Genomic DNA, 22589 nt, shown 5'->3' with positions numbered 1-22589 from the left:
GTATGCCCGTTCGCATCGAAGAGTTCGAAACCGGAGAACTCCCGAACGGTCCGAGTGTCCCCGAGCAGGTACTCACGTATCTGTACACGAACAGGGATCAGGCGTTCACCCGTTCCGAGGTCGCCACCGGAATTGACGAGGATCCAAACACGGTCGGAACTGCCCTCTCCCGACTGAAGCAGCGCGACCTCGTCCGACACAAGGGTGAGTACTGGGCGATAACGGAGGATCTGGATCGGGCGAGGGACGCGTACGAACTCCACGCTATCACTGAACGGCTAAATGAGGAAGACGAGGGGATCGACCCGGACGAGTGGGATGCCGTTGCTCCCGACGAACCACATCCCAGCGAACGAGACGAATAAATGCAGCCGGAGCAAGGTGACGTGGTTCGAAGCGTGGACCCATTCAAACTGGGCGACGATCGCCAACGACCGTGGCTGATCGTCAACAACGATTCGCATCCGTTCAGTGACGAACAGTTCGTCGCGGTCGCCGTCTCGACGAAAGAGTATGGGGACTCGATCGCGCTGGAGCCGGATGCATGGACGGTCGGTGGCGTACCGCAACGGTCGTTTGTCTCTCCGTGGGCGGTTCACTCGCCCCGTATTGAAGACCTGATTGCGTGGCAGGGACGTGTCACGGACGAGTTCGTCGGGGACGTCGTTACCGCGCTGGAGACGTATCTATAGTCATTCATGTACGCCCGGAACACTAACGACCGGTCTCATCCCTTGGCTGCGTGCCGTGTCGACCGGGAAACCCTCGTGCCGGGCGGTCACGTTCGGGTGTGACGGACCACTGGTCTGTTGCGCGCCTGGGTTCTCCGCGCTGTCATCGCTCCCTGACGGGACCACTCGGGCGGGGACTTGTGGCGCTCGACCCGAGGTAGCGCCGGGACGGACAAAAGGGTATCGCGCCGGTCAGAACTCCCCGGTGACGACGTCGGCGAGCCGCTGGCGGTCGAACAGCCGCTCGGCCTCGGGGATCTCCGGGTAGGGGCCGCCGGTGGGGTAGCCCGGCCACTCGCCGAACTGCTCGGGGTAGAACTGCTTGGCCGTCATCTCCAGCTGGAACAGGTTCATGATCGGCCCCTGGTAGCGCATGCCCGAGGCGTAGAACCGGTCGTTCCGGATCGCCGATAGCTTCCGCCCGACGTCGTCGTTGGCGATGGTCTCCCGGGTCTCGGCGGCGTAGTACCCCGGGGCCGTCCCCCAGAGGTTGAGGATGACGTCGGGGTCGACGTCGAGCATCGTCTCGTAGTCGAGCGTCCCCCAGAGGTTCCACTCCTCCCCGGCGAAGACGTCCTTCGCGCCGAGCGGGCGGGTGTCGGCCTGCCAGTAGCCGTCGGCGTTGACGTACAGCGCGTAGAAGGTGTCGTTCGTGAACGACACCCGCGCGACGGTCGGGCGCTCGTCCTCCGGCGGAAGCCCGGACTCTATCGTCGACAGCAGGTCGGCGTGGATCTCGGCGAGCGCCTCGTAGCGCTCGGTCTCGTCGAAGACGCGGGCGACGCGCTCGACGACCTCCCAGAGGCCGTAGTACTCGTACCCGTCGCGGTAGCTCTCCGGCGGCTGGTCGTGCGTGCCGCTGTAGAAGTTGCCGAACCAGGGGCCGACCTGGTCGGCGACCCGGTCGACGTCGCTTCGCTCCCAGCCGCTCGTCGAGACGACGTACGCCGGGTCGATGAAGTGGACGTCGCTGTCGAGGGCGTAGAGGTTCTCCTCGGAGAGCCCGTCGGTCAACGGGTTCTCGAGCCCCTCGTAGTCGAAGGAGACGCCGGGGAGCCGCTCGTAGTAGCCGTTCATCGTCGCCCCCGACATCTCCGGGGAGAACAGCGTGTTCACGACGTCGCCGTGGCCGAGCGCCACCGCGGCGTCGGCGTACTGCGGGAAGGCGACGAAGGCGCTCTCGGGGACGCCGTCGAACTCGACCTCGCCCACCGGCGACATCGAGACGGTGTACGGCCCGCCGTCGCTCCCGGAGCCGTCGCCGTCGTCATCGCTTTCCGCTCCCGTTCCGGTACAGCCGGCGAGCGCGCCGGCCCCGACGAGTGCGCTGCCGGTGCCGATGTACTCCCGCCGCGTCAGCCGCCCGTTCGTCTCCGAGCCCATGTTTTAGGGTAGCCTAAAACGACCTTAACAGTTACGAAACGCGGAGCGCGGCGGGCGGAAACCGTGACTCAGACCGAGTACGCCGACTCGGGCAACTGGACGTACTTGCCGTTCCGGTACTTGCGCTTGGCCCGCTTGTACGTCGCGTATATCTTCGCCCCGGAGATGCCGCCCCGGATGCTCGGTTTCACGAGGCGGTCGCTGTCCGGGTCGGCGAGCAGGCCGTCGACGGTGCCGAACGCGTCGTCCCAGTCCGCCGGCCCGTAGTCGGCGACGATGTCGGCGAAGGCGACGTTGCGCAGTATCTCGTCGCCGATGGCGTCCTTCCAGGCGTCGTTGTACCGATCCAGCGAGTCCGTCGCGGCCAGTTCGCCGGCGATCTTCCCCGAGCGGATGGCGACGTGGTAGCCGCCCTCGTGGAACGCCGAGGTGGTGCCCATCGCGCCGCCGGCGATGGCGACGTTCGCGCCGGTCGGCGAGTCGATGGGGCGGGTCGACGAGATGGGGTACGTCTCCGTGCCGCCCGACTTCCCGCGGTCCTCGACGAGCGGGAAGTCCGATTCGATGTCGTACTCGTCGCCGTACTCGCGTTCGAGCAGGCGGCGGATGTACTCGCCGCCGCGGGGGATCTCCTCGTCGTCCTCGCGGAGCAGCGCATACGCCTCGGGGTTCTCCACGTCGTCGATGTCCATGCCGATCGGCATCGTCAGGCCGATCCGGGCGACGTTGCCGTCGTTCGGGAACACCCAGGGGTACGCCGTCTCGCCGGGCATCACCCCCCACCAGAACTTCAGCGTGTCGTCGTCGAACACCTCCTCGGGGACGCGCCGGTGCTCCTGGTAGGCGATGTGGTTGGCCTCGACGGAGGGCAACACCTCCGCCATCGAGCGGTCCGGGAGGAACCCGTCGAGGACGTGGTTCGTCACGGTCCGCTGTGGCCCGTCCGCGAGGACGAGCGCGTCCGCGACCACGTCCTCCCCGTCCGCCAGCGAGAGGCGGTGTGTCGGCCCGTCGAGGTCCGTCTCGACGCCCTGGACGCTCGCGCCGACGCGGTACTCCGCGCCCGCCTCCTCGGCGCGCCCGCGCCACCAGTCGTCCATCCGGGCGCGCTGGAAGGTGAAGCCGAAGTTCGGGTACGACGAGTCGATCCCCGTGTGCCGGAGGGTACATGACTCGCTGGGGCCGAGGAACTCCACGTCCTCCAGTTCCTGCAGGACCACCTCGTCGGGGATCGCCTCGTAGTCGACGTCCATGATGTCGACCCAGTAGTCGAGCATCCCCGCGGCGTCCGTCGAGTCCGGCCCGGGGCCGTCCCGGTCCTCGCGGGGGACGCCCTTCTCGAAGGCCACGGCGTCCGCCCCGTGTCGCGCCGCTTCGAGGGCGGCCGCTGTGCCGGCCGGGCCGCCGCCGACGACGGCAACGTCGATCCGTTCCATACCCCGACTCGACAGGTTACGCGATATTAAATTCCCACCACTCGGGGGCGGTGACACCTCTCCGCGCCGACACGCCTGCCCGTACGTGTGCCCGACCACGACCAGCGGGCCGACCGGTGACCCGCCGCACCGGCCGCCGGGACTTTTCACGGTCGCCCGCGCAGGCACGCACATGCAGGAGTTCGAACACCTCACGGTCGAGCGCGTCGACGGCGTCGGCCGGATCGTGATGGAGCGAGCGGACCGCCACAACGCGATGAACGCCCGGATGGCGGGCGAACTGCGGGACGCGACCGCCGACCTGGTCGAGGACGACGGCGTGCGGGCCGCCGTGCTCACCGGCACGGGGGCCGCGTTCAACACCGGCGCGGACCTGACGGCGTTTTCCGGCGACGCGACGGACGGCCGCGACCTCCGGACGGTCGCCTCCCGGCTCCACGCCGCAGTCCGGAACCTCGCGACAGCGCCGATGCCCACGGTGACGGGCGTCAACGGCGTCGCCGCCGGCGGCGGCTTCGGGCTGGCGCTGTCCGCGGACCTCGTCGTCGTCGACGAGGACGCACGCTTCGAGTTCGCCTACCCGAAGCTCGGCCTCTCGGGCGACGGCGGGTCGACGTTCTTCCTCCCGCGGCTGGTCGGCCACCGCCGCGCCCGCGAGATCGCACTGCTCGACGAGCCGATCCCCGCCGAGGAGGCGGTCGAGATGGGGCTGGCGACGGAGGTCGTCGGGAGCGACGCGTTCGACGACCGGCTCGCCGAACTCGCCGCGACGCTCTCGGAGGGGCCGACGCGGGCGCACGCGGCGACCAAGCGCCTGCTGAACCGGAGCTACTCGCGGACGCTCCCGGCCCAGTTGGCCGCGGAGACGGACTCGGTGTCCCGGCTCGCTGGGACCGAGGACTACGCGCGGGGCCACGCGGCGTTCCGCGGCGACGACGAGCCGGCGTTCGAGGGGCGGTGACGGCCGCGGCGGACGCGTCCGCGGGTCGACAGCCACGCCGCGACCGGACGGATTAAGCGGCTCCCGGCGGTGCACCCGACCATGGGCGACACACCCGACGTGCTGGTGTTGCGGAAGGGGACGCACGGCATCCCGGTCGAGGAGTACGCGGCGGCGGTCCGCGAGCGGCTCCCGGACGCGACGGTCCGCCTCGCGCGCACGCCCGACGCGGAGCGCGAGATGATCGGAGACGCGCGCTACGTCACGGGGATGGAACTGGACGAGGCCCTGCTGGACCGGGCGACGGAACTGGAGGTGTTCGCCTGCGCCTACGCCGGCACGGGCCACCTCCCGATGGACGCGCTGAGCGAGCGCGGCGTCGCCGTCACCAACGCCTCCGGCGTCCACGGGCCGAACATCGGCGAGCACGTCCTCGGGGCGATCCTCTCCTTCGCCCGGCGGTTCCACGAGGGCCGCCGCCGGCAGGAGCGCCGCGAGTGGCGACACTACCGGGCGCACGAACTGCAGGGCAGCACCGTCGGCGTCGTCGGCCTCGGGGCCATCGGCCGCGCGGTCGTCGACCGCCTCGAACCGTTTGGCGTCGACACGGTCGGCGTCCGCTACTCGCCGGAGAAGGGCGGCCCGACCGACGAGGTCGTCGGCTTCGACGACGTGGGCGAGGTCGCCGCCGAGACGGACTACCTCGTGCTCGCGTGCCCGCTCACCGACGCGACGCGCGGACTGATCGGCCGCGAGGAGTTCGTGACGATGCCGCCCGAGGCCGTCCTCGTCAACGTCGCGCGCGGTCCGGTCGTCGACACCGACGCGCTGGTCGACGCGCTCCGGAGCAACTGGATCCGCGGCGCGGCGCTGGACGTGACCGACCCCGAACCGCTGCCGGAGGACCACCCGCTGTGGAACCTCGGGAACGTGCAGATCACGCCGCACAACGCCGGCCACACGCCCGACTACTACGAGCGGCTGGCCGACATCGTCGCCGGCAACGCCGAACGCCTCGCGGCGGGCGAGGAACTGGAGAACCGCGTGAACTGAGAGCACGCCGACCCACCCACGCGGCCGGGCTGGCGTTTCATCGCCAGCCCGCGGGGGAGGGCAGGCGCTCGAAGCGTGCGCCAGCGACCGCTGGCGCTCGCGCAAACTAGCGGGCCTGGAACGAGCGCCTCCGGCGCTCGTTGGCGTCTTCGCGAACGAAGTGAGCGAAGGCTCGGAGGACGCGAAGCGTCCTCCGGCGGACATTGAAAGGGCGAGGCGCGACTGCCAAGGAGCGCCGAGGGCTTTCAGAGGTAGCCCTGGTCGAGGAGAAGCTCCCCGTTCAGCACGCTCGCGCCGGCCGCGCCGCGGATGGTGTTGTGCGCGAGGCAGTCGTACTGCAGGCCGTCGCTGGTCGACTGGACGGGGCCGACCGCGATCCCCTGCCCGTTCTCGACGTTGCGGTCGAGGCGGGGCTGGGGGCGGTTCGGGTCCTCGAACACGCGGATGAGGCTCTCCGGCGAGGAGTGCAGGTCGAGGCCGGGGGCGTCGCGGAACGCGTCCTCGGCCTCCGCCGGCGTCACGTCCTCGGTCGTCTCGGCCCAGACGTTTTCGAGGTGGCCGTCGAGCGTGGGGACGCGGTTACACGAGGCCGACACGTCCACGTCGTGCCAGTCGACCGCCGCGCCGTCGAACTCGCCGAGCAGCTTGCGGGTCTCGGTCTCCATCTTCTCCTCCTCGCCGCCGATGTGCGGGAGGACGTTGTCGATGATCTCCATGGAGCTGACGCCGTCGTACCCCGCGCCGGAGACGGCCTGCAGGGTCGAGACGGTTATCTTCTCCAGGCCGAACTGGGCGAGGACGCCCAGCGTCGGCACCATCGTGATCGTCGAGCAGTTCGGGTTCTTGATGAGCGCGCCGTCCCAGCCCCGCTCGTCGCGCTGGACCTCGATGAGGTCGAGGTGGTCGTGGTTGACCTCCGGGATGACGAGCGGCACGTCGTCGGCGAGCCGCGCGTTCGAGGAGTTCGACGAGACGACGTAGCCGGCCTCGGCGAACGCGGGTTCGACCGCCTCGCCGACGCTGGAGGGGAGCGAGGAGAAGAGGAGATCCACGTCGTCGGGTACCGCCTCGGGGTCGGTCGCGCCGACCGTGGTGTCGGCGACGCCCTCCGGGATGGGGCTGTCGACGCGCCACTTCGCCGCGTCGCTGTACTGTTTCCCCGCGGAGCTCTCGCTCGCGGTGAGCGCTGCGATCTCGAAGTCGGGGTGGGGGTCCAGCAGCTGGATGAGTCGCTGGCCGACCGCGCCGGTCGCGCCAAGCACGCCTACTCGTACGGACATTGCCGTACCCTCGGCAACGACGACGCAAAACGGTTTGGATGGGGCCACCTTTTGCGGGTGATCCAGCGCGGGACGGAGCCGCCGCTCGCGGGTCGGCGAGCGCGGCGAGAACTCGCGGGATTACGCTTCCGCCGTCGCGCCCTGCTTGCGCGTGACGTAGCCGGCGATGCGGTTCCGGACGCCCTTCGCCTCGATGTTGGTGAGCTCCTCGACGCTCTCCTTGTTCTGCTCGAAGTCCGCGCTGAACGCCTCCGGGTATCGCTCCAGGAGCACGTTCCCGGTCTTCTTGACGTAGTCGGGTTTGATCGGCATACCCGTTCTTGCCCGGACTGGCCCTAAAATGATTCGTTCTGCGATTTCCACCCCGCGAGTTCGTTCAGGCGGTCGAACGCCGCCCGCTCGCGCTCGCCGCCGCAGGTCCCGACCACCTCCTCGAAGTACGCGAGGCGGTCGCGCAGGGCGGCGGTGTCGTACGAATCCACGTCGAGGCGCGAGGCGGCGACGGTCGCCTCCACGACGGCGTAGTAGCCGCGGTTCGTCGTCGGCACGGCCTCGCGCTCGACGCCGGCGTCGAGCGGGCGGAGTTCCCACCGCTCCCAGCGCGTCCCGCCGTCCTCGCCGGCGCCGACGCGCTCGGCCGCGACTTCAACCCAGGCGTCCGCGGCGTCGAGCACGGGGTCGGCCGTCTCGCGGATCGACAGCGCGGCCTCGACGAACAACACGGGGTCACGCGTGAACTGGACGTAACCCCCGCCCTGCCGGTCGAAGTTCCGGCGCGTGCGGGTGTTGCCCCACGTCGTCGCGGTGACGGGGTCGCCGGCGTGCAGGCCGAGCGCGGCGGCGTTCCAGCGGCCGTTCGGGCCGAGCGTCGTGACGACGGACTCGGTGACGCCGTCGAGGTCGACCGGCCACTCCTCGGCGGTCACACCGCGACACCGTCCCGTTCGAGCGCGACGAACAGCGCCCCCGCGACCAGGTCCGCGGTCGTCCCGGGGTTGACGCCCGACTCCACCAGCGAGTCGGCGAAGGCGGCGACGAGGTCGGGGCCGCCCTCGCGGGCCTCCTGTGCGCGCACCATCACGCTGCGGGCGGCTTCGGGGCCGTGTTGCTTGGCGACGAACGTGTCCGGCCGCCGCGACAGCAGCCAGAGGAAGGTGTCCGCGGCCCGGCCGGGGAGCGGACCGTCGCCCGCCGCGATGCGGTCGGCGGCGCGGAACGTCCGCTCGAAGCCGCCGACCCACTCGCGGGCGACGCCGTCGCGGTCCGCGCTCTCGGTCATCACGTCGTACAGCGTCAGCCCCCGCTCGCGGATGTCCGGGACCGCGTCGCTCCCGCGGCGGACGTCCAGCGCCTCGGCGTCCTCCGGGAGGTCCCCGGCGTCGACGTCGACGTGGTCGAACGCGCGGTAGAAGTCGGCGGCGTCCTCGACGGTGGTGTCCTCCACGACCGCGGTGGCCCCCTCGGGCGTGAGGTCGTCGGCTGCCCGGACCAGCGGGACGAGCAAAAGCAGCGCGCCGAACTGCGTGTTGCCGCCGCGCTGGTCGCTCATCCCGTCGACCGCGCGCTCGAACGCCTCGCCGACCGCCGCGCCGTCGGCCGCGGCGTCGAGGCCGTCCCGCGCGCCGACCGCGCCCGCGAGGAAGTGTTCGAACCGGAGGTCGGGGTACTCCCGCTCGCGGTCGACGTTGCCGGGCTTGGGGGTCCCGGCGACTTCGAGCAGGAGGGCGAGTTCCGCGTTCTGCGCCGGCGTTCTCATGGGCGGTAGGTTGCCGCCGGTCCCACTTAGGAGTGGGCCTCCGCGGCGACTACGTCCTCGATTGCCGCCCGGACGCGCGCGAGCACCTCGGGGTCGTCGCTCGGCCGCCCGACGCTCACCGCGTCCGCGCCGTGGTCGACGTACTCCGCGACGCTTTCGCGGTCCCGGACCCCGTTGTTGGCGATCACGAACGCGTCGGCGCGGTCGACCACGTCCGCGACGACCGCCTCGGAGTCCATCGCGTCGACGTGGACGGCGTCGGCCCCCGCCTCGGCGACACGGCGGGCGGTCTCCGGCAGGTCGACCCCCGGCACCTCCGTCCGGACCTTCACGCTCACCGTCGCGCCGGCGTCGCTGGCCGCGCGGACGTACTCGCAGAGGCGGTCGGCGTCCCGGAGAAGTGTCTGCCCGCAGCCGGCGGCACAGAGCTCCTCCTGCCGGCAGTGGGCGTTTATCTCGAGAACGGCGTCGTGGTCGGCACAGATCCGGGCGGCGTCCCGGATCGGCTCGACGGTGGCGCTCCGGACGTTGACCCCCGCCCGGACCGGCGCGCCGTCGAGTTCGGCCAGCTGGTCGTCGACGAACGCGATGGGGTCCGGCGGCAGGAACTCGTTCCTGTCCCGGTCGGCGACCATCTCGCGGGCGGCCTCGCGGGACGCTTCATCGAGTGCGATCCCGCCGAGGAACGCCGCGCCGACGTGGTCCGCGGCCGCCAGCGCCCAGTCGGCGTCCGCTTCGCCGCTGAGGCTGGCGAGCGCGAGTCGCGGCCGGAACATCACGCCGCCTCCAGGGCCTCCGCCGCCGCCCTCGCGACCCGGGCGGCGTCCTCGGGCCCGTTCATCTCGGTGTCGGTTCTGACGACCGGCTCCTCGAACTCCGTGCCGTCGGCCTCGTCCAGCACGAACGCGTCGGCGAAGGGGTAGGCCGTCTTCAGCCCTGCCGTCGACGCCTCGCCGCCGACCGCCTCCATGAGCTTCCCGGCCGGACCCGAGAACACCTCGTCCTCGACGAACGGCGAGACGGCGACGACTTTCGTCTCGCGCAGCGCTTCGCCGACGCCGTCGATGGAGAGCATCGGGCCGATGCTCGTGACGGGGTTCGACGGCCCGATTACCACGTCGTCCTGCAGGGCCTCCAGCACGCCCGGCGCGGGGTCGGCCTCGGACGCCCCGCGGAACTCCACCTGCTCGACCTCGGGTTCGCCGCGGTTCGCCACCCAGAACTCCTGGAAGTGCTGTTTGCCCCCGGGCGTGTGGACGAGGCTCGCCACGGGGTCGTCGCTCATCGGGAGCAGGTCGACGGCGAGGTCGAACCCGTCGGCGAACCGGTCGGTCACTTCCGAGAGCGTGCGGCCCTCGTCGAGGAGACTCGTCCGCGTGATGTGGACCGCGCGGTCCCGGTCGCCGATGGTCATGAACTCCGCGACGCCGGAGAAGCGCCGCCACGCGGCGAGGTGCCGGCCCTCCGTCTGCCGCTCGTCGGGGAGGTACTGCGGCCCCGTCTCAAGGCCCAGCGCGCCGGCGATGTCGCCGAGCGCGTCGTGGGTGCGCTCCGTGTCGCCGCCGATCCCCCACCAGGTGTCCCGGTCGAGCAGGCCCGCGCCCTGGAAGATCAGCGTATCGAGGTCCGGACAGACGAGCAGCCCCCCGAGTTCGACGTCGTCGCCGGTGTTCGCGACGACCGTCGTGTCCTCGGGGGAGAACGCCGCCGCCGCGCCGTCCAGCAGCTTCGGCGTGCCCGTCCCCCCGGAGAGAAACGTCACCATACTCCGGGTATTTCACCCGGGTGCCTAATCGCTTCCGGCTAGGCGGCTGTCGTCGACCCAGTCCGCGAAGCTCCCCTCGATCAGCGTCCCGCGCTGCCGGTCGACGTACTCCCGCTGCATGCCGTGGACGGCCGCCTCGAACGTCTCGCCGTCGTACAGCCGGCTCCGAACCTGCTCGTGTTTCCACGCCGCCGGCGTCAGCCGGTGGCGCGCGCGCTGGCGGAGCGGCCAGAGGTACTTCGCGGCCTCCTCGTCCGAGAGGCCGCGGGCCTGGAGGCCGGCCTCGGCGTGGTCGAACAGGTCGGCGTAGACGGCCTCGAAGTCGCTCGTCTCCCGGCCGTCGTTGGGGATCCAGCGTACGTCCGCGTTGATGCCGTCCCGCATCGCGGCGTAGAAGTTGTCGCGGGCCGTCTCCCAGTCCAGTTCCGTGACGGGGTGTTCGAGCCGCGGCAGGCTCTCCATCAGCCCCGCGAACATCGCGAGGACGGCGACGGAGTCCCGGACGGTCGGCTGGGCGGGCACCGGCCGGAACTCGATGCGGGCGTTGGCCGACGAGCGGTCCGGCCCGCCGAACACCGGCCGGACCCAGCGCCAGAACGTGCCGTGTTTCAGCCGGAAGTGGGCGAACTTGTCGTCGAAGCGGTCGCCCTCCTCGACGGGCATCGGGACGAGCGTGTCGTCCTCTGCGATCCGGTAGACGGCGTCCTCGACGCTCTCGACGTCGCGGGGGAACCGCACCTTGCCGGCGGTGTCGTGCTCGGCGTTCAGCACCGTCTCGAACACGCTGATCCGGTGTTCCATCCACGCGTCCGAGAGGATCGCCTCCGGGTCGGCGTCGTCGTCGTACAGGTCCGGGGGGAAAAACGGGGAGTTGACACAGAGCGCGAGCACCGGGCCGGCGATCCGGAGCGCGTACCGGAAGTACTCCGGCAGGTCGACGGCTTGGGGCACTTGGTAGTGGGGCTGGATCGACGTGATGAGGCTCTCGGGCATCACGGTGTCGGCGTCCAGCGTGACGTGGGGCGCGTCGACGTGCATCCCCGCGGCCGTCGCGCGCTCGGTGTTGGCCATCGCGTGGTAGCGCACGGAGTCGCTCATGTTGGAGGCGACGCGGACGCCGCGGTCCTCGACGCTGTCGGTGAGGTAGGACGACGCCGTCTCGCCCTCCGGGGGGATCGTCCACATGCCGTCGCTGACGAGGCGCATCCCCTCCGCGCTCGTCGTGTCCAGCGCCGTCGCCAGCCGGGCTTTCACCTCCGCCTCCTGAGCGGCCAGGCCGTGTGCGTTCATCGGCTGGGGGCTGACGGTCATCTCGGCGTTGTGCAGGCCCAGTTCCTTCTCGAAGCCGATGAGTTCGAGCAGGCGGCGGGGCACCCGCTTCAGCGTGGGGACGTCGCCGCCGCCCTTGTCGTCCCCGGACTTGCGGGCCTCGGGCCGGGGCTCCGCGACCGCGTAGAACTCGTACTCCAGGCCGAGGATCGCCTGCGGGTTGTCGAAGGTGCCCGCCCGCAGTTCGTCGACGATCACCTCGGCCTCGGACTCGACGCGGTCCTGGAACTCCGCCGCGTCGATGTCCAGCACGTCGTCGACCGCCCCGGCGAGGTCGTCGGTCATACGCCCCCGTGAGCGGGCGTTCCCCTTCAAACCCGTGGCTGACCGGGATCGTGGCCGGCCGGACATCCGCGCCGTTTAATTACCAGCCCCCGCTACCGGGCGGTGATGGAGTTCGAGGAGTTCGCCGACCGCGCGGCGGCGATAGAGGCGGAGACGGCGGACCTGGCGATCGTCGACCGGGTCACCGACCTGCTGCGTGCGGCCGGCGACGACCTGCCGACCGTCGCCCGCTTCGTGCAGGGGCGGGCGTTCCCGGCGTGGGACTCGACGACGCTCGACATCGGGCCGAACTACTGCTACGAGGCGATCGCCCGGGCCGCCGGGCGGAACGTCTCGGCCGACGACGTGGAGGACCGCCTCGCCGACCGCGGCGAGATCGGCGCGGTGGCCGCGAGCTACGAGTTCGGCGGCCAGCGCGGCCTCGGGGCGTTCGCCGGCGGCGGCGACGACGGCCTGACGGTCGGCGAGGTGGCCGAGGAACTGACGGCGCTGGCCGCGACCGAGGGCGCGGGGAGCCAGGACGCGAAGATCGACCTCCTGTTCGGCCTGTTCAACCGCTGTTCCCCCGACGAGGCGCGCTACCTCGCGCGGATCGTCCTCTCGGAGATGCGGATCGGCGTCGGCGAGGGCACGGTCCGGGACGCGACCGCCGAGGCGTTCGACGTGCCCGTCGACGCCGTCGAGCGCGCGCTACAGGTGTCGAACGACTACGGCGAGGTCGCGGTCGTCGCCCGCGACGAGGGGGTCGACGGGCTGGACGCGATGCGCCTCGAAGTGGGCCGTCCGGTCCAGTCGATGCTCGCCCAGACGGGCACCGTCAGCGGCGCGCTGGAGGACTGGGACGCCGCCGCCGTCGAGTGGAAGTACGACGGCGCGCGGGTCGCGCTCCACCACGACCCCGGCGGCGACACCCGCGTCTTCTCCCGGAACATGGAGGACGTGACCGACGCCCTCCCGGAGGTCGTCGAGTTCGCCGACGAGCGCCTCGACGACCCAGTCATCCTCGACGGCGAGGTGGTCGCGGTCGACGACGGCGGCGACCCGCTCCCCTTCCAGGAGGTCCTGCGGCGCTTCCGCCGCAAGCACGACGTCGCCGCCGCCCGCGAGGAGGTCGAGGTCCGCCCAGTCTTCTTCGACTGCCTCCACCACGCGGGCGACGACTTGCTCGACACGCCGCTGTCCGAGCGCCACGAACGGCTGGAGCGGGTTCTCCCGGACGGCGAGGGGCTGTCGACGCTGTGGGTCACGGACGACCCCGACGAGATAGCCGACATCGAGGCCGAGTCGCTGGAGGCCGGCCACGAGGGGATCATGCTCAAGGACCCCGAGTCGGCGTACTCGCCGGGCCGCCGGGGGAAGCACTGGCGCAAGCGGAAGCCCGACGTGGAGACGCTGGACCTCGTCGTCACCGGCGCGGAGTGGGGCGAGGGCCGCCGCGCGAACCACCTCGGCACGTTCCTGCTCTCGGCGCGGACGCCGGACGGGTACGAGACCATCGGGAAGGTCGCGACCGGCATCACCGACGAGGAACTGGCGGACCTGACCGACCTGCTCGAACCCCACGTCGAGTCGGAGGACGGGCAGGACGTGTCGATAGAGCCCGCCGTCGTCTTCGAGGTCGGCTACGAGGAGATCCAGGAGTCGCCCACGTACTCCTCCGGCTACGCGCTGCGCTTCCCGCGCTTCCTCGCGGTGCGCGACGACGTAACCCCCGAGGACGCCGACTCGCTGGAGCGCGTCGAGCGCCTGGCCGAGAAGCAGTGATACGGTAACGCACCTCCCGAACGACTATTCGACGCCGCTTTGCACGGATCGTATGCCGTACTCGTACCGCGACGGCTACCTCGAAGGCGCGATGTTCCTGTTCTACGACGGCGAGCGGATCCTGATCGAACACCGGCCCGACGGCGACGGCACGGTGACGTTCGTGCCGAACGGGAAGATAGAGGAGCGCGACAAGGACGCCGCGACGTACGACGACTACCGGCTGGCCGCGCTCCACCGCGAAGTCGACGAGGAGTTCGCCGGCCGGGTCGAAGTCGACGCCGTCGAGAAGCTCTGCGAGCACCGGGTCGACGAACTCGACCTCTGGTTCCACTGCTACGCCGTGACCGACTGGACCGGCGAGGTGCCCGACCACACGGTCGAGGACGGGGAGCGGTTCGCGGACCTGGAGTGGGTCCCGCTCGCCGAGTACGAGGAGCACCTGGAGCTAGGGAGTGCCCGCGAAGCGTGTCGGACACTGGCGGAGCGTCGCGGCCGCCGGTGACCGCCCCCTACCCGTGGTGGTGGGGGTACTGCGACTCCTCGACGAACTCCGCTTCGCCGCAGGCCCCACACCGCGCCGGCGGGTCGTACTGATGCCCGCCGTCGGCGTGTTCGACGACCCCGACGCTCGTAACCAGGCAGTTCGTGCAGACGTACCGTTCGGGCCGTTCCGGGGAGTGTGCCATATCCAACCGTACTGCAGGAACCAGTTTATGCGCCGTGGAACGGCGACTGACAGGTCGATGGGACGACTCGATGCGCGTGCTTACAGCACGCCCATCTCGCCGAGCCGTTCGGGGAGATACGTTTCGGTCACGAAGTCCAACCCACGCGACGCGAGCGCCTGCTGCTCGGCCTTCTTGTCGATTTCGAGCTGGAGTTCGATCTGTTCCCGCCAGTAGTCGGTCTGGAAGCGCGGGTCCTCCAGTTCGGACTCCAGGGCGTTCACGTCGGAGTCGCTGAGCGGGTCGGTCGGGAGGTCGTACTCGACGATGTCCTCCGGCTGGATGCCGATGAACTGGGCCTCCGGCGTGGCGAGGTACTCAGAGAGGTGCGCGCTCTTGATCGACCCGTAGGAGACCGACCCGAAGATGCGGTACGACCACGGGTCGCCGTCGGTGAACACCGTGACCGGCAGCTCCAGTTCGTCGTGCAGGCGCTTGATGAGCCGGCGGGTCGCCCGGGCGGGCTGGCCGCCGAGGTGGACGACCAGCGCGTCGTACTCGTCGTCGAAGCCGTTCTCGACCAGCCGGTCGCGCATGCCGCCGGTCTCCACGCAGAGGACGAACTCGGCGTCGTTGTCCAGGAACTCGATGGTGTCCGGGTTGTTGGGGATCTGGTAGCCGCCCTGGCCGACGTCCTTCTGGCAGTGGATCTCCCGGTCGCCGCGGTTCGTCTGCTCGCGGAGGAGCAGCGGCCCCATCACCTTCGCCCCGGACTCCTCCGGGCGCATGTGGAAGTCCTCGCGTTTGACCTCCGAGACGATCTCCAGGTCCTCGATGAGCTGGTTCGACTCGTCCTGGCTGTTGAACTGCGCCTCCTCGGTCTCCCACGACTCCGAGAGGTAGTACAGTTCACGCAGGGTCGACGAGCGGTCCTCGTCCAGCTGGTCGGCGAGGAAGTCGATGGTGTAGATCGCCTTCAGCAGCTTGCGCGCCCCGCGCACGCTGTTTGCCGACCGGGTGCTCTGCCGGTCGCCGTACACCCAGACGTTCTTCTCCTCGTCGTACTCGATGTTGCTCTTGGTCCGGGTCGGCAGCGTCATCTCCGGGACGTCGCCTCCCTCGAACTGGTCGTAGAACTCGGCGGCGAGTTCGATCAGTTGCTCCCGTGCGTCCGCGTTCGTGTCAGTGCTCATCGTTGATGGTCAGCTTCTCGGTCTCGACCCCGTCGACGTCGAGGTCGAACGTTGCCCCGTCGGTCGTCTCGTAGGCGAGCGTGGCGTCGTCGCCGCTCCCCACGTCGACCGACCACTTGACGAACCACTCGCCGTCCATCTCGACGACGGTGGCGTCGTCCGGCAGGTCCCGCGGCTCGGCGGTGACGATGTCGGTCAGCTCCAGGGACTCCGACGTCCCGGAGTGGTTCTCGACGGTCACCCGAACCGCCTGCCCGTCGCCGTTTGCCTTCAGTTCGCGGCCGACGCGCACGTTGTTCATGATCCGGGCCATCGCGTCGTCGATGTCCGGCTCCTCGTTGCCGGTGACGGCGGCGACCTTCTCGGCCATCTCCGGCAGGATCGTCGCCAGCACGTCCTGTTTCTTCCGCCGTTTCTCCATCGAGCGGCGCTTTTTCAGGTAGCTTTTCAGCTCCCGGGCCGCCTCGCGGATCGCCAGTTCGATCTCGTCCTCGATCTCGGGGATGTTGGCGATTGCGTCCTTCGACTCGCTGGTGAAGGGGACGTTCGTGGAGGCGACGTGGACCATGATCACGACGGGGCCGTTCGGGATGCCGCTCCCGCCGGGCTGGTCCAGGTTGTAGTTGCGCCAGCCGATCTCCTTGACCACGTCCGTCGTCGCACACGCGCCGCGCTGGTAGACCAGCGGCACGCGGTTCGCGAAGCGCATCACCTCGGCCTTCCCGTCGTCGGGCAGTTCGCCGCCGTAGGCGATGCCGGCCTCGGCGATGAACGGGTCGCCGCCGGTCACCTCGGCGTCCCGGGTCGAGGCGGCGTAGAAGTCCGCGTCGAACTCCTTTTTCAGCCCCGCCTCGACGAGTTCGTCGGTGATCGGCGCGAGGCAGTTCGTCGGCGGCGCGATGATGTCCGTCTCGCGCATCGCTTCCAGCAGTTCGCTCGCGGCGTCACGGTCGTCGGCCAGTTCCCGGACCTTCGGCACGTCGTCCGGGACGGTGACCATCCGCGACCAGACCGCCTCGACGACGTTCTCGCGGGCGGTGTCGCCGATCGACGCGTCCTCGCGCTCGGCGGTGCGGTCGGCCGCCCAGTCGACGTACTCGACGAGTTCGTCGCGCGTCAGGCGGTCGCGGCCGTCCCCGTGGTTCCGGAACCGGTTGGCGAGCCGCGACGCCAGGGATTCGACGGTCGCGTCGTCCTTCCGGGTGCTGGTCGCCTCGTCGACGAGCGCGTACAGGTCGGCCTTCCGGCGGCCCTCGGGCACGTCGGCGTCCTCGTCGACGCCGAGGATCTCGTCCCACGCGGCCGCGGCGGCGTTCTCCTGCACCGTCGCGCCGAACGTCGCGCCGAAGCCGTCGCCGACCTCCTCGGCGGCCTCGCCCACGGCGTCGACGACCTGGTGGTGGGCGACGCGGTCCGAGTCGCCGACCCGCTCGGCGACCGCCTCGGCGAACGCGTCGGTCGCGTCAGCGCCCTTGTTGGCGGTGGCGTCGGCGACGGCCGCGGCCACGTCGGCGTCCTCGTGGTCCCGCGGTGGCTCCCACGCCATCTCGCGGCCGAAGTGCCGGTCGCGGAAGTTGCCGATGACGCCGTCGGCGGTCTTCTTGCCGACCCGGGTGAACTCCTCCTGCAGGAAGCCCGAGACGGAGTGGGAACTGGTCGCCTCCAGCATCTTCAGGACGGTCCCGAGTTCGACGCCGTGGGGGTGCGGCCGGATCTCCTCGGTCTCGTCGGGGAGCTGGTCGGTCGCGCGCTCGAACTTGAAGTGTTCCTGGGGCTCGCGGAGTTCGAGGCGGGCGTGGGGGTTGACGACCGCCGTGTGCTTGATGTAGTCGTGGAGCTGCTGGCGGGCGCGCATGTTCGCCTCCATCTCCATCTCGATGCGGGTTCCGTGTGGGCGGTCCCAGGAGGTGGTCTCCTCGACGCTGATCTCGGGCTCGTTCTCGTCGGTGTCGATGATCAGCTCGAAGTACTCGGCCTCGCTTGCCCCCTGCGTCCGGCTGGTGATCTTCGCCGGCTTGCCGCTCGTGAGCTGCGAGTAGAGGACGGCGGCGGAGATGCCGATACCCTGCTGGCCCCGGCTCTGCTCGCGCTTGTGGAACCGCGAGCCGTACAGCAGTTTGCCGAACACCTTGGGGAGTTGCTCCTTCGTGATCCCCGGCCCGTTGTCCTCGACGACGAGCTTGTAGTAGTCGCCGACCTCCTCGATCTCGACGTAGATGTCGGGGAGGACGCCGGCCTCCTCGGCGGCGTCCAGGGCGTTGTCGACGGCCTCCTTCACGGCGGTGACCAGCCCTCGGGCGCCGCTGTCGAACCCGAGCATGTGCTTGTTCTTCTCGAAGAACTCGGCGATGGAGATCTGCCGTTGGCTCTCGGCCAACTCCTCGGCGATCCCCTCGTCCTCGCCGAGCGTCGACTGGAACGAGGTCATTCTGTGCCCCCACGTAGTCGGGGCGGGGTTAAAACCTGTGCGCTACCGCGGTGAAAGTGAACACGGGCGGCGACCCGCCCCGCGAGCCGACCCCGGTCGCCGGGTGGATCGTGTCAGGGTGCCTAATTCACGCACGCGCGAGCGCGTACGTGACCTTTATGACCCCCGGAGGCTTAGCGGGATACAGGTTTTATGAGCGAGGAGACAGAGTACGGCGCCGGGCAGATCCAGGTTCTGGAGGGCCTCCAGGCCGTCCAGAAGCGCCCGGCGATGTACATCGGCTCGACGGACTCTCGCGGGTTGCATCATCTCGTCTACGAAGTCGTCGACAACTCGATAGACGAGGCGCTGGCGGGACACTGCGACGAGATCACCGTCACGATCCACGAGGACGACTCCGTCAGCATCCACGACGACGGCCGCGGGATCCCCGTCGACACGCACGACGAGCACGACAAGCCCGCCCTCGAAGTGATCATGACGGTCCTCCACGCGGGCGGAAAGTTCGACAACAAGTCCTACCAGGTCTCTGGCGGCCTCCACGGCGTCGGCGTCAGCGTGGTCAACGCCCTCTCGAAGTGGCTGGAGGTCGAGGTCAAGCGCGACGGCGCGGTGTGGAAACAGCGCTTCGACCACGGCGAACCCGAGTACGAACTGGAGCGGGTCCGCGACATGGACCCCGACGAGGACACCGGGACCACGATCCGCTTTTGGCCCGACGACGACATCTTCGAGCACACGGAGTTCACCTACTCCACGCTGGAGAGTCGCCTGCGCGAACTCGCCTTCCTGAACTCCGGCGTCGCCATCTCGCTGACGGACGAGCGCGACGGCACCGCCGAGACGTTCCGCTACGACGGCGGCATCCGCGAGTTCGTTCACTACCTCAACGAGACCCGGTCCCCGCTCCACGAGGACGTCATCTACTTCGACGACGAGGAGGAGGGGATCCGGGTGGAGATGGCGATGCAGGCGACCGACGAGCTACAGGGGTCGCTGCACGCCTTCGCCAACAACATCAACACGCGCGAGGGCGGCACCCACCTCACCGGGTTCAAGACCGCCCTGACGCGGATCGTCAACGACTACGCGAGCGATAACGGCCTGCTCGGCGACTTGGACGAGAACCTCAAGGGCGATGACATCCGGGAGGGGCTGACGGCGGTCATCTCGATCAAACACCCTGACCCGCAGTTCGAGGGCCAGACGAAGACGAAACTCGGCAACAGCGAGGTCCGCGGCATCGTCGAGAGCGCGATGCACGAGGGGCTCGGCACGTACTTCGAGGAGCACCCCGACACCGCCGAGGCGGTCGTCGCCAAGGCCGTCGAGGCCGCGAAGGCCCGGAAGGCCGCCCAGAAGGCCGAGGAGCTGACCCGCCGCAAGAGCGCGCTCGAATCCACCGCCCTGCCCGGGAAGCTCGCCGACTGCCAGACGAAAGAGCCCAGCGACTCCGAACTGTTCATCGTCGAGGGCGACTCCGCGGGCGGCAGCGCCAAACAGGGCCGCAACCCGGAGATACAGGCGATCCTCCCGCTCGGCGGGAAGATCTTGAACGTCGAGAAACACCGCCTCGACCGCATCCTCGAGAACGACGAGATCCGGAACATGATCACCGCGGTCGGCACCGGGATCGGCGACGAGTTCGACATCGAGGACGCCCGCTACGAGAAGATCATCATGATGACCGACGCGGACGTCGACGGGGCGCACATCCGAACGCTCCTGTTGACGCTGTTCTATCGGCACATGAAGCCGCTGCTGGAGGCGGGCTACGTGTACGCCGCCCAGCCGCCGCTGTACCGCGTCCGCTACCGCGGGAACACGTACGACGCGATGACCGAGGCCGAGCGCGACCGGATCATCGAGGAGGAGTGCAACGGCAACCCCAGCCAGGTCCAGCGGTTCAAGGGCCTCGGCGAGATGAACCCCCAGCAGCTCTGGGACACGACGATGAACCCGGAGAACCGCGTCCTCAAACAGATCACCATCGAGGACGCCGCCGCCGCGGACAAGATGTTCTCCGTGCTGATGGGCGACGCCGTCGAGCCGCGAAAGCAGTTCATCAAGGAACACTCCCCCGAGGCCGAATGGGTGGACATCTAAGATGAGTTCCGACGCACCCGACCCGACCGACGTGGACGCCGACGCCGCGCGCGTCGACCGCGTCCGCATCGAGGACGAGATGGAGCAGAGCTACATCGACTACGCGATGAGCGTCATCGCCGGCCGCGCCCTGCCGGACGTGCGCGACGGGCTGAAGCCCGTCCACCGGCGCATCCTCTACGCGATGCACGAGATGGGCGTCACCAGCGGCTCCTCGCACCGGAAGTCCTCGTCCGTGGTGGGCGAGACGATGGGTGACTACCACCCGCACGGCGACGGCCCCATCTACGACACGCTGACCCGGATGGCCCAGGACTTCTCGATGCGCTACCCGCTGGTCGACGGCCAGGGCAACTTCGGCTCGATGGACGGCGACCCCGCGGCCGCCATGCGGTACACGGAGGCCCGGATGAGCCCCATCTCCGAGGAGTTGCTGTCGGACATCGAGAAGGACACCGTCGACTACCAGTCCAACTACGACGACCGGCTCATGGAGCCGGAGGTGCTCCCCTCGGCGTTCCCGAACCTGCTGGTCAACGGCTCCTCGGGCATCGCCGTCGGGATGTCGACGAACATCCCGCCGCACAACCTCGGCGAGGTGATCGACGCGACGATCCACCTCATCGACGACCCCGACTGCGACGTCGACGACCTGATGGAACACGTCAAGGGGCCGGACTTCCCGACCGGCGCGAACATCGTCGGCCGCGACGCCATCTACTCGGCATACTCGACGGGCCGCGGCCGGGTCCGCGTCCGCGCGGAGTTCGAGGTCGAAGAGGACGAGCGGATCGTCATCACCGAGGTCCCCTTCCAGGCGAACAAGGCGCGGATGGTCGAGCGCATCGCCGAGGACGTCAACGAGGGGAAGATCGAGGGCGTCCGCGACCTGCGCGACGAGTCCGACCGCGACGGCGTCCGCGTCGTCGTCGAACTCAAGCGCGGCGCGAACGCCGAAGTCGTCAAGAACCAGCTGCTGGAGAACCACCTCGAGACGACCTTCGGCGTCATTAACCTCGCCTTGGTCGACGGCCAGCCGAAGGTGCTGACGCTGAAGGAGACCCTGGAGGAGTACGTCGCCCACCGCAAGGAGGTCGTCCGCCGCCGCAGCGAGTACGACCTGGCCGAGGCGGAGGACCGCGCGCACATCCTCGAAGGGCGGCTGACGGCGCTGCAAAACGCCGAGGACGTGGTCGAACTCATCCGCGATGCGGAGGACCGCGACGACGCGAAGGATGCGCTGATCGACGCCTACGACTTCTCGCAGGACCAGGCCGACCACATCGTCCGGATGCAACTGGGCAGCCTCACCTCGATGGAGTCCGCCGAGATAGAGGCCGAGTACGAGGAGGTCCAGGAGCGCATCGAGCGCCTGGAGACGATCCTCGGCGACGAGGACGAACTGTTCGCCGTCATCAAGGACGAACTCCGCGAGATCAAGGAGGAGTACGCCGACGAGCGGAAGACGAGCATTATCGAGGACGAGGGCACCGTCACCCACGAGGACCTCATCCCCGAGGAGGACGTGGTCGTCGTCGTTACGGAGGACGATTACGTCAAGCGGATGCCCGTCGACCGGTTCGACCCGCAGAACCGCGGCGGCAAGGGGATCATCGGCGTCGACGTGAAGGAGGACGACCGCGTCTCGAAGGTGTTCCGGGCCAACACCCACGACTATCTGCTCTGTTTCACCAACCACGGGCAGGTGTACCGCCTGAAGGCCTACGAGATCCCCGAGATGAGCCGCACCGCACGCGGCAAGTCCGCGGTCAACCTCATCGACTTCGACGACGGCGAGGAGATCACCGCCGTCGTCCCGACCGACGAGTTCGCCGCCGACGAGTGCGTGACGACGGTCACCCGCGACGGCTACATCAAGCGCACCGACGCCGCCGAGTTCGAGAACATCCTCTCGACGGGGATCATCGCCGCCGACCTGGAGGACGGCGACGAACTCGTCGACGTGGCCGTCACCGACGGTCGGCAGGAACTCGTCGTCGCGACGCGGGACGGGATGACGATCCGCTTCGAGGAGAGCGAGGTCCGCGAGATGGGCCGCAACGCCCGCGGCGTCGGCGCGATCAAGCTCGAGGGCGACGACGAAGTGGCCGGCCTCGTGGCGACCGGCGAGGGCGACGACCGCGCGCTGTTGACCGTCACCGAACACGGCTTCGGCAAGCGGACGCCGCTCTCGGAGTACCGCACGCAGTCCCGCTACGGCAAGGGCCTGATCGACATCAAGACCGGCGAGCGCAACGGGCGCGTCGTCTCGGTCAAGTCCGTCGGCGCTGACGACGACCTGGTCGCCATGAGCCAGCGCGGCCAGATCATGCGGACCCGCGCGGCCGATGTCTCATCGGTCGGGCGGAACACGATGGGCGTCACCGTGATGGACCTGGAGGGCGGCGACACCGTCGCGAGCGTCGACGTGCTGCCCGACCCCGGCGAGTAACGCGGCTCGGCTTCTCCCTT

20 protein-coding genes are annotated in these 22589 nt (G+C 69.6%); 8 read left to right on the top strand and 12 right to left on the bottom strand.

Annotation, left to right across the window (positions count from 1 at the left end):
• The first annotated feature begins 2 nt into the window (after positions 1–2).
• Both EYW40_RS16435 and EYW40_RS16430 read left to right on the top strand, forming a co-directional pair.
• On the top strand, positions 3–365 hold the full coding sequence (locus EYW40_RS16435) for a helix-turn-helix domain-containing protein (protein ID WP_135822742.1): 363 nt from the start codon (positions 3–5) through the stop codon (positions 363–365).
• Complete coding sequence (locus tag EYW40_RS16430; RefSeq protein WP_135822741.1) at positions 366–692, top strand: hypothetical protein; 327 nt, start codon at positions 366–368, stop codon at positions 690–692.
• A 231-nt stretch (positions 693–923) separates the two neighbouring features.
• Here EYW40_RS16430 and EYW40_RS16425 read toward each other — a convergent pair whose 3' ends face one another.
• Positions 924–2114 carry an ABC transporter substrate-binding protein gene (locus tag EYW40_RS16425; RefSeq protein WP_135822740.1) on the bottom strand — a complete coding sequence of 397 codons (1191 nt, stop codon included), beginning with the start codon at positions 2112–2114 and terminating at the stop codon, positions 924–926.
• 68 nt (positions 2115–2182) lie between these two features.
• The gene (locus tag EYW40_RS16420) at positions 2183–3550 is read right to left on the bottom strand and encodes an NAD(P)/FAD-dependent oxidoreductase (RefSeq protein WP_135822739.1); all 1368 of its coding nucleotides are present in this window, start codon (positions 3548–3550) and stop codon (positions 2183–2185) included.
• 172 nt (positions 3551–3722) lie between these two features.
• Here EYW40_RS16420 and EYW40_RS16415 point away from each other — a divergent pair, with 172 nt between their 5' ends.
• Positions 3723–4511: an enoyl-CoA hydratase/isomerase family protein gene (locus EYW40_RS16415; RefSeq protein WP_135822738.1), complete on the top strand. Its 789-nt coding sequence runs from the start codon at positions 3723–3725 to the stop codon at positions 4509–4511.
• Positions 4512–4592: 81 nt separating this feature from the next.
• Positions 4593–5543, top strand: a complete 951-nt coding sequence (locus EYW40_RS16410) for a D-2-hydroxyacid dehydrogenase (protein ID WP_135822737.1) — start codon at positions 4593–4595, stop codon at positions 5541–5543.
• A gap of 245 nt (positions 5544–5788) precedes the next feature.
• Here EYW40_RS16410 and asd read toward each other — a convergent pair whose 3' ends face one another.
• The 7 genes from asd to EYW40_RS16375 all read right to left on the bottom strand — a co-directional run bounded on the left by asd (position 5789) and on the right by EYW40_RS16375 (position 11958).
• On the bottom strand, positions 5789–6823 hold the full coding sequence (gene asd, locus EYW40_RS16405; RefSeq protein WP_135822736.1) for an aspartate-semialdehyde dehydrogenase: 1035 nt from the start codon (positions 6821–6823) through the stop codon (positions 5789–5791).
• Positions 6824–6943: 120 nt separating this feature from the next.
• Positions 6944–7135 (bottom strand): 30S ribosomal protein S17e, encoded by a 192-nt coding sequence (locus EYW40_RS16400; RefSeq protein ID WP_135822735.1) that lies wholly within the window; start codon positions 7133–7135, stop codon positions 6944–6946.
• Positions 7136–7158: 23 nt separating this feature from the next.
• Positions 7159–7749 (bottom strand): DUF447 domain-containing protein, encoded by a 591-nt coding sequence (locus tag EYW40_RS16395; protein ID WP_135822734.1) that lies wholly within the window; start codon positions 7747–7749, stop codon positions 7159–7161.
• A complete protein-coding gene (locus EYW40_RS16390) occupies positions 7746–8579 on the bottom strand; it encodes a triphosphoribosyl-dephospho-CoA synthase (RefSeq protein WP_135822733.1) in 834 nt (277 codons plus the stop codon). Before EYW40_RS16390 ends, EYW40_RS16395 begins: the two co-directional genes overlap by 4 nt.
• Positions 8580–8605: 26 nt before the next feature.
• The gene (locus EYW40_RS16385) at positions 8606–9355 is read right to left on the bottom strand and encodes a tRNA-dihydrouridine synthase (RefSeq protein WP_135822732.1); all 750 of its coding nucleotides are present in this window, start codon (positions 9353–9355) and stop codon (positions 8606–8608) included.
• Entirely contained in the window at positions 9355–10344 is a 990-nt protein-coding gene (cofD, locus tag EYW40_RS16380) for a 2-phospho-L-lactate transferase (protein WP_135822731.1), read from the bottom strand. Before cofD ends, EYW40_RS16385 begins: the two co-directional genes overlap by 1 nt.
• 24 nt (positions 10345–10368) lie before the next feature.
• On the bottom strand, positions 10369–11958 hold the full coding sequence (locus EYW40_RS16375) for a glutamate-cysteine ligase family protein (RefSeq protein ID WP_135822730.1): 1590 nt from the start codon (positions 11956–11958) through the stop codon (positions 10369–10371).
• Positions 11959–12063: 105 nt separating this feature from the next.
• Between EYW40_RS16375 and ligA the strand changes: the two genes are divergently transcribed.
• Together ligA and EYW40_RS16365 are read left to right on the top strand one after the other, a co-directional pair.
• A complete protein-coding gene (gene ligA / locus EYW40_RS16370; protein WP_135822729.1) occupies positions 12064–13722 on the top strand; it encodes an ATP-dependent DNA ligase LigA in 1659 nt (552 codons plus the stop codon).
• Between the two features lie 52 nt (positions 13723–13774).
• A complete protein-coding gene (locus EYW40_RS16365) occupies positions 13775–14227 on the top strand; it encodes an NUDIX hydrolase (protein WP_135822728.1) in 453 nt (150 codons plus the stop codon).
• A gap of 7 nt (positions 14228–14234) precedes the next feature.
• Here the strand turns inward: EYW40_RS16365 and EYW40_RS20080 are convergent, their stop codons facing one another.
• From EYW40_RS20080 to EYW40_RS16355, 3 genes are all read right to left on the bottom strand, one after another.
• Positions 14235–14411 carry a hypothetical protein gene (locus EYW40_RS20080; RefSeq protein ID WP_202614573.1) on the bottom strand — a complete coding sequence of 59 codons (177 nt, stop codon included), beginning with the start codon at positions 14409–14411 and terminating at the stop codon, positions 14235–14237.
• An 80-nt stretch (positions 14412–14491) separates the two neighbouring features.
• Positions 14492–15583: a DNA topoisomerase IV subunit A gene (locus EYW40_RS16360; protein ID WP_135822727.1), complete on the bottom strand. Its 1092-nt coding sequence runs from the start codon at positions 15581–15583 to the stop codon at positions 14492–14494.
• Positions 15573–18011 (bottom strand): DNA topoisomerase VI subunit B, encoded by a 2439-nt coding sequence (locus EYW40_RS16355; RefSeq protein ID WP_135822726.1) that lies wholly within the window; start codon positions 18009–18011, stop codon positions 15573–15575. The genes EYW40_RS16360 and EYW40_RS16355 overlap by 11 nt, the downstream gene beginning before the upstream one ends.
• A gap of 192 nt (positions 18012–18203) precedes the next feature.
• Between EYW40_RS16355 and gyrB the strand changes: the two genes are divergently transcribed.
• Positions 18204–20117 (top strand): DNA topoisomerase (ATP-hydrolyzing) subunit B, encoded by a 1914-nt coding sequence (gene gyrB, locus EYW40_RS16350; RefSeq protein ID WP_135822725.1) that lies wholly within the window; start codon positions 18204–18206, stop codon positions 20115–20117.
• A gap of 1 nt (position 20118) precedes the next feature.
• Entirely contained in the window at positions 20119–22569 is a 2451-nt protein-coding gene (gyrA, locus tag EYW40_RS16345) for a DNA gyrase subunit A (RefSeq protein WP_135822724.1), read from the top strand.
• Positions 22570–22589 lie beyond the last annotated feature (20 nt).

The organism is Halostella litorea (assembly GCF_004785955.1).
GTDB classification, from domain to species: Archaea; Halobacteriota; Halobacteria; order Halobacteriales; family Natronoarchaeaceae; genus Halostella; species Halostella litorea.
Note: the sequence above shows the minus strand (reverse complement) of the source record. Positions and strands in the feature narration are given on the sequence as shown.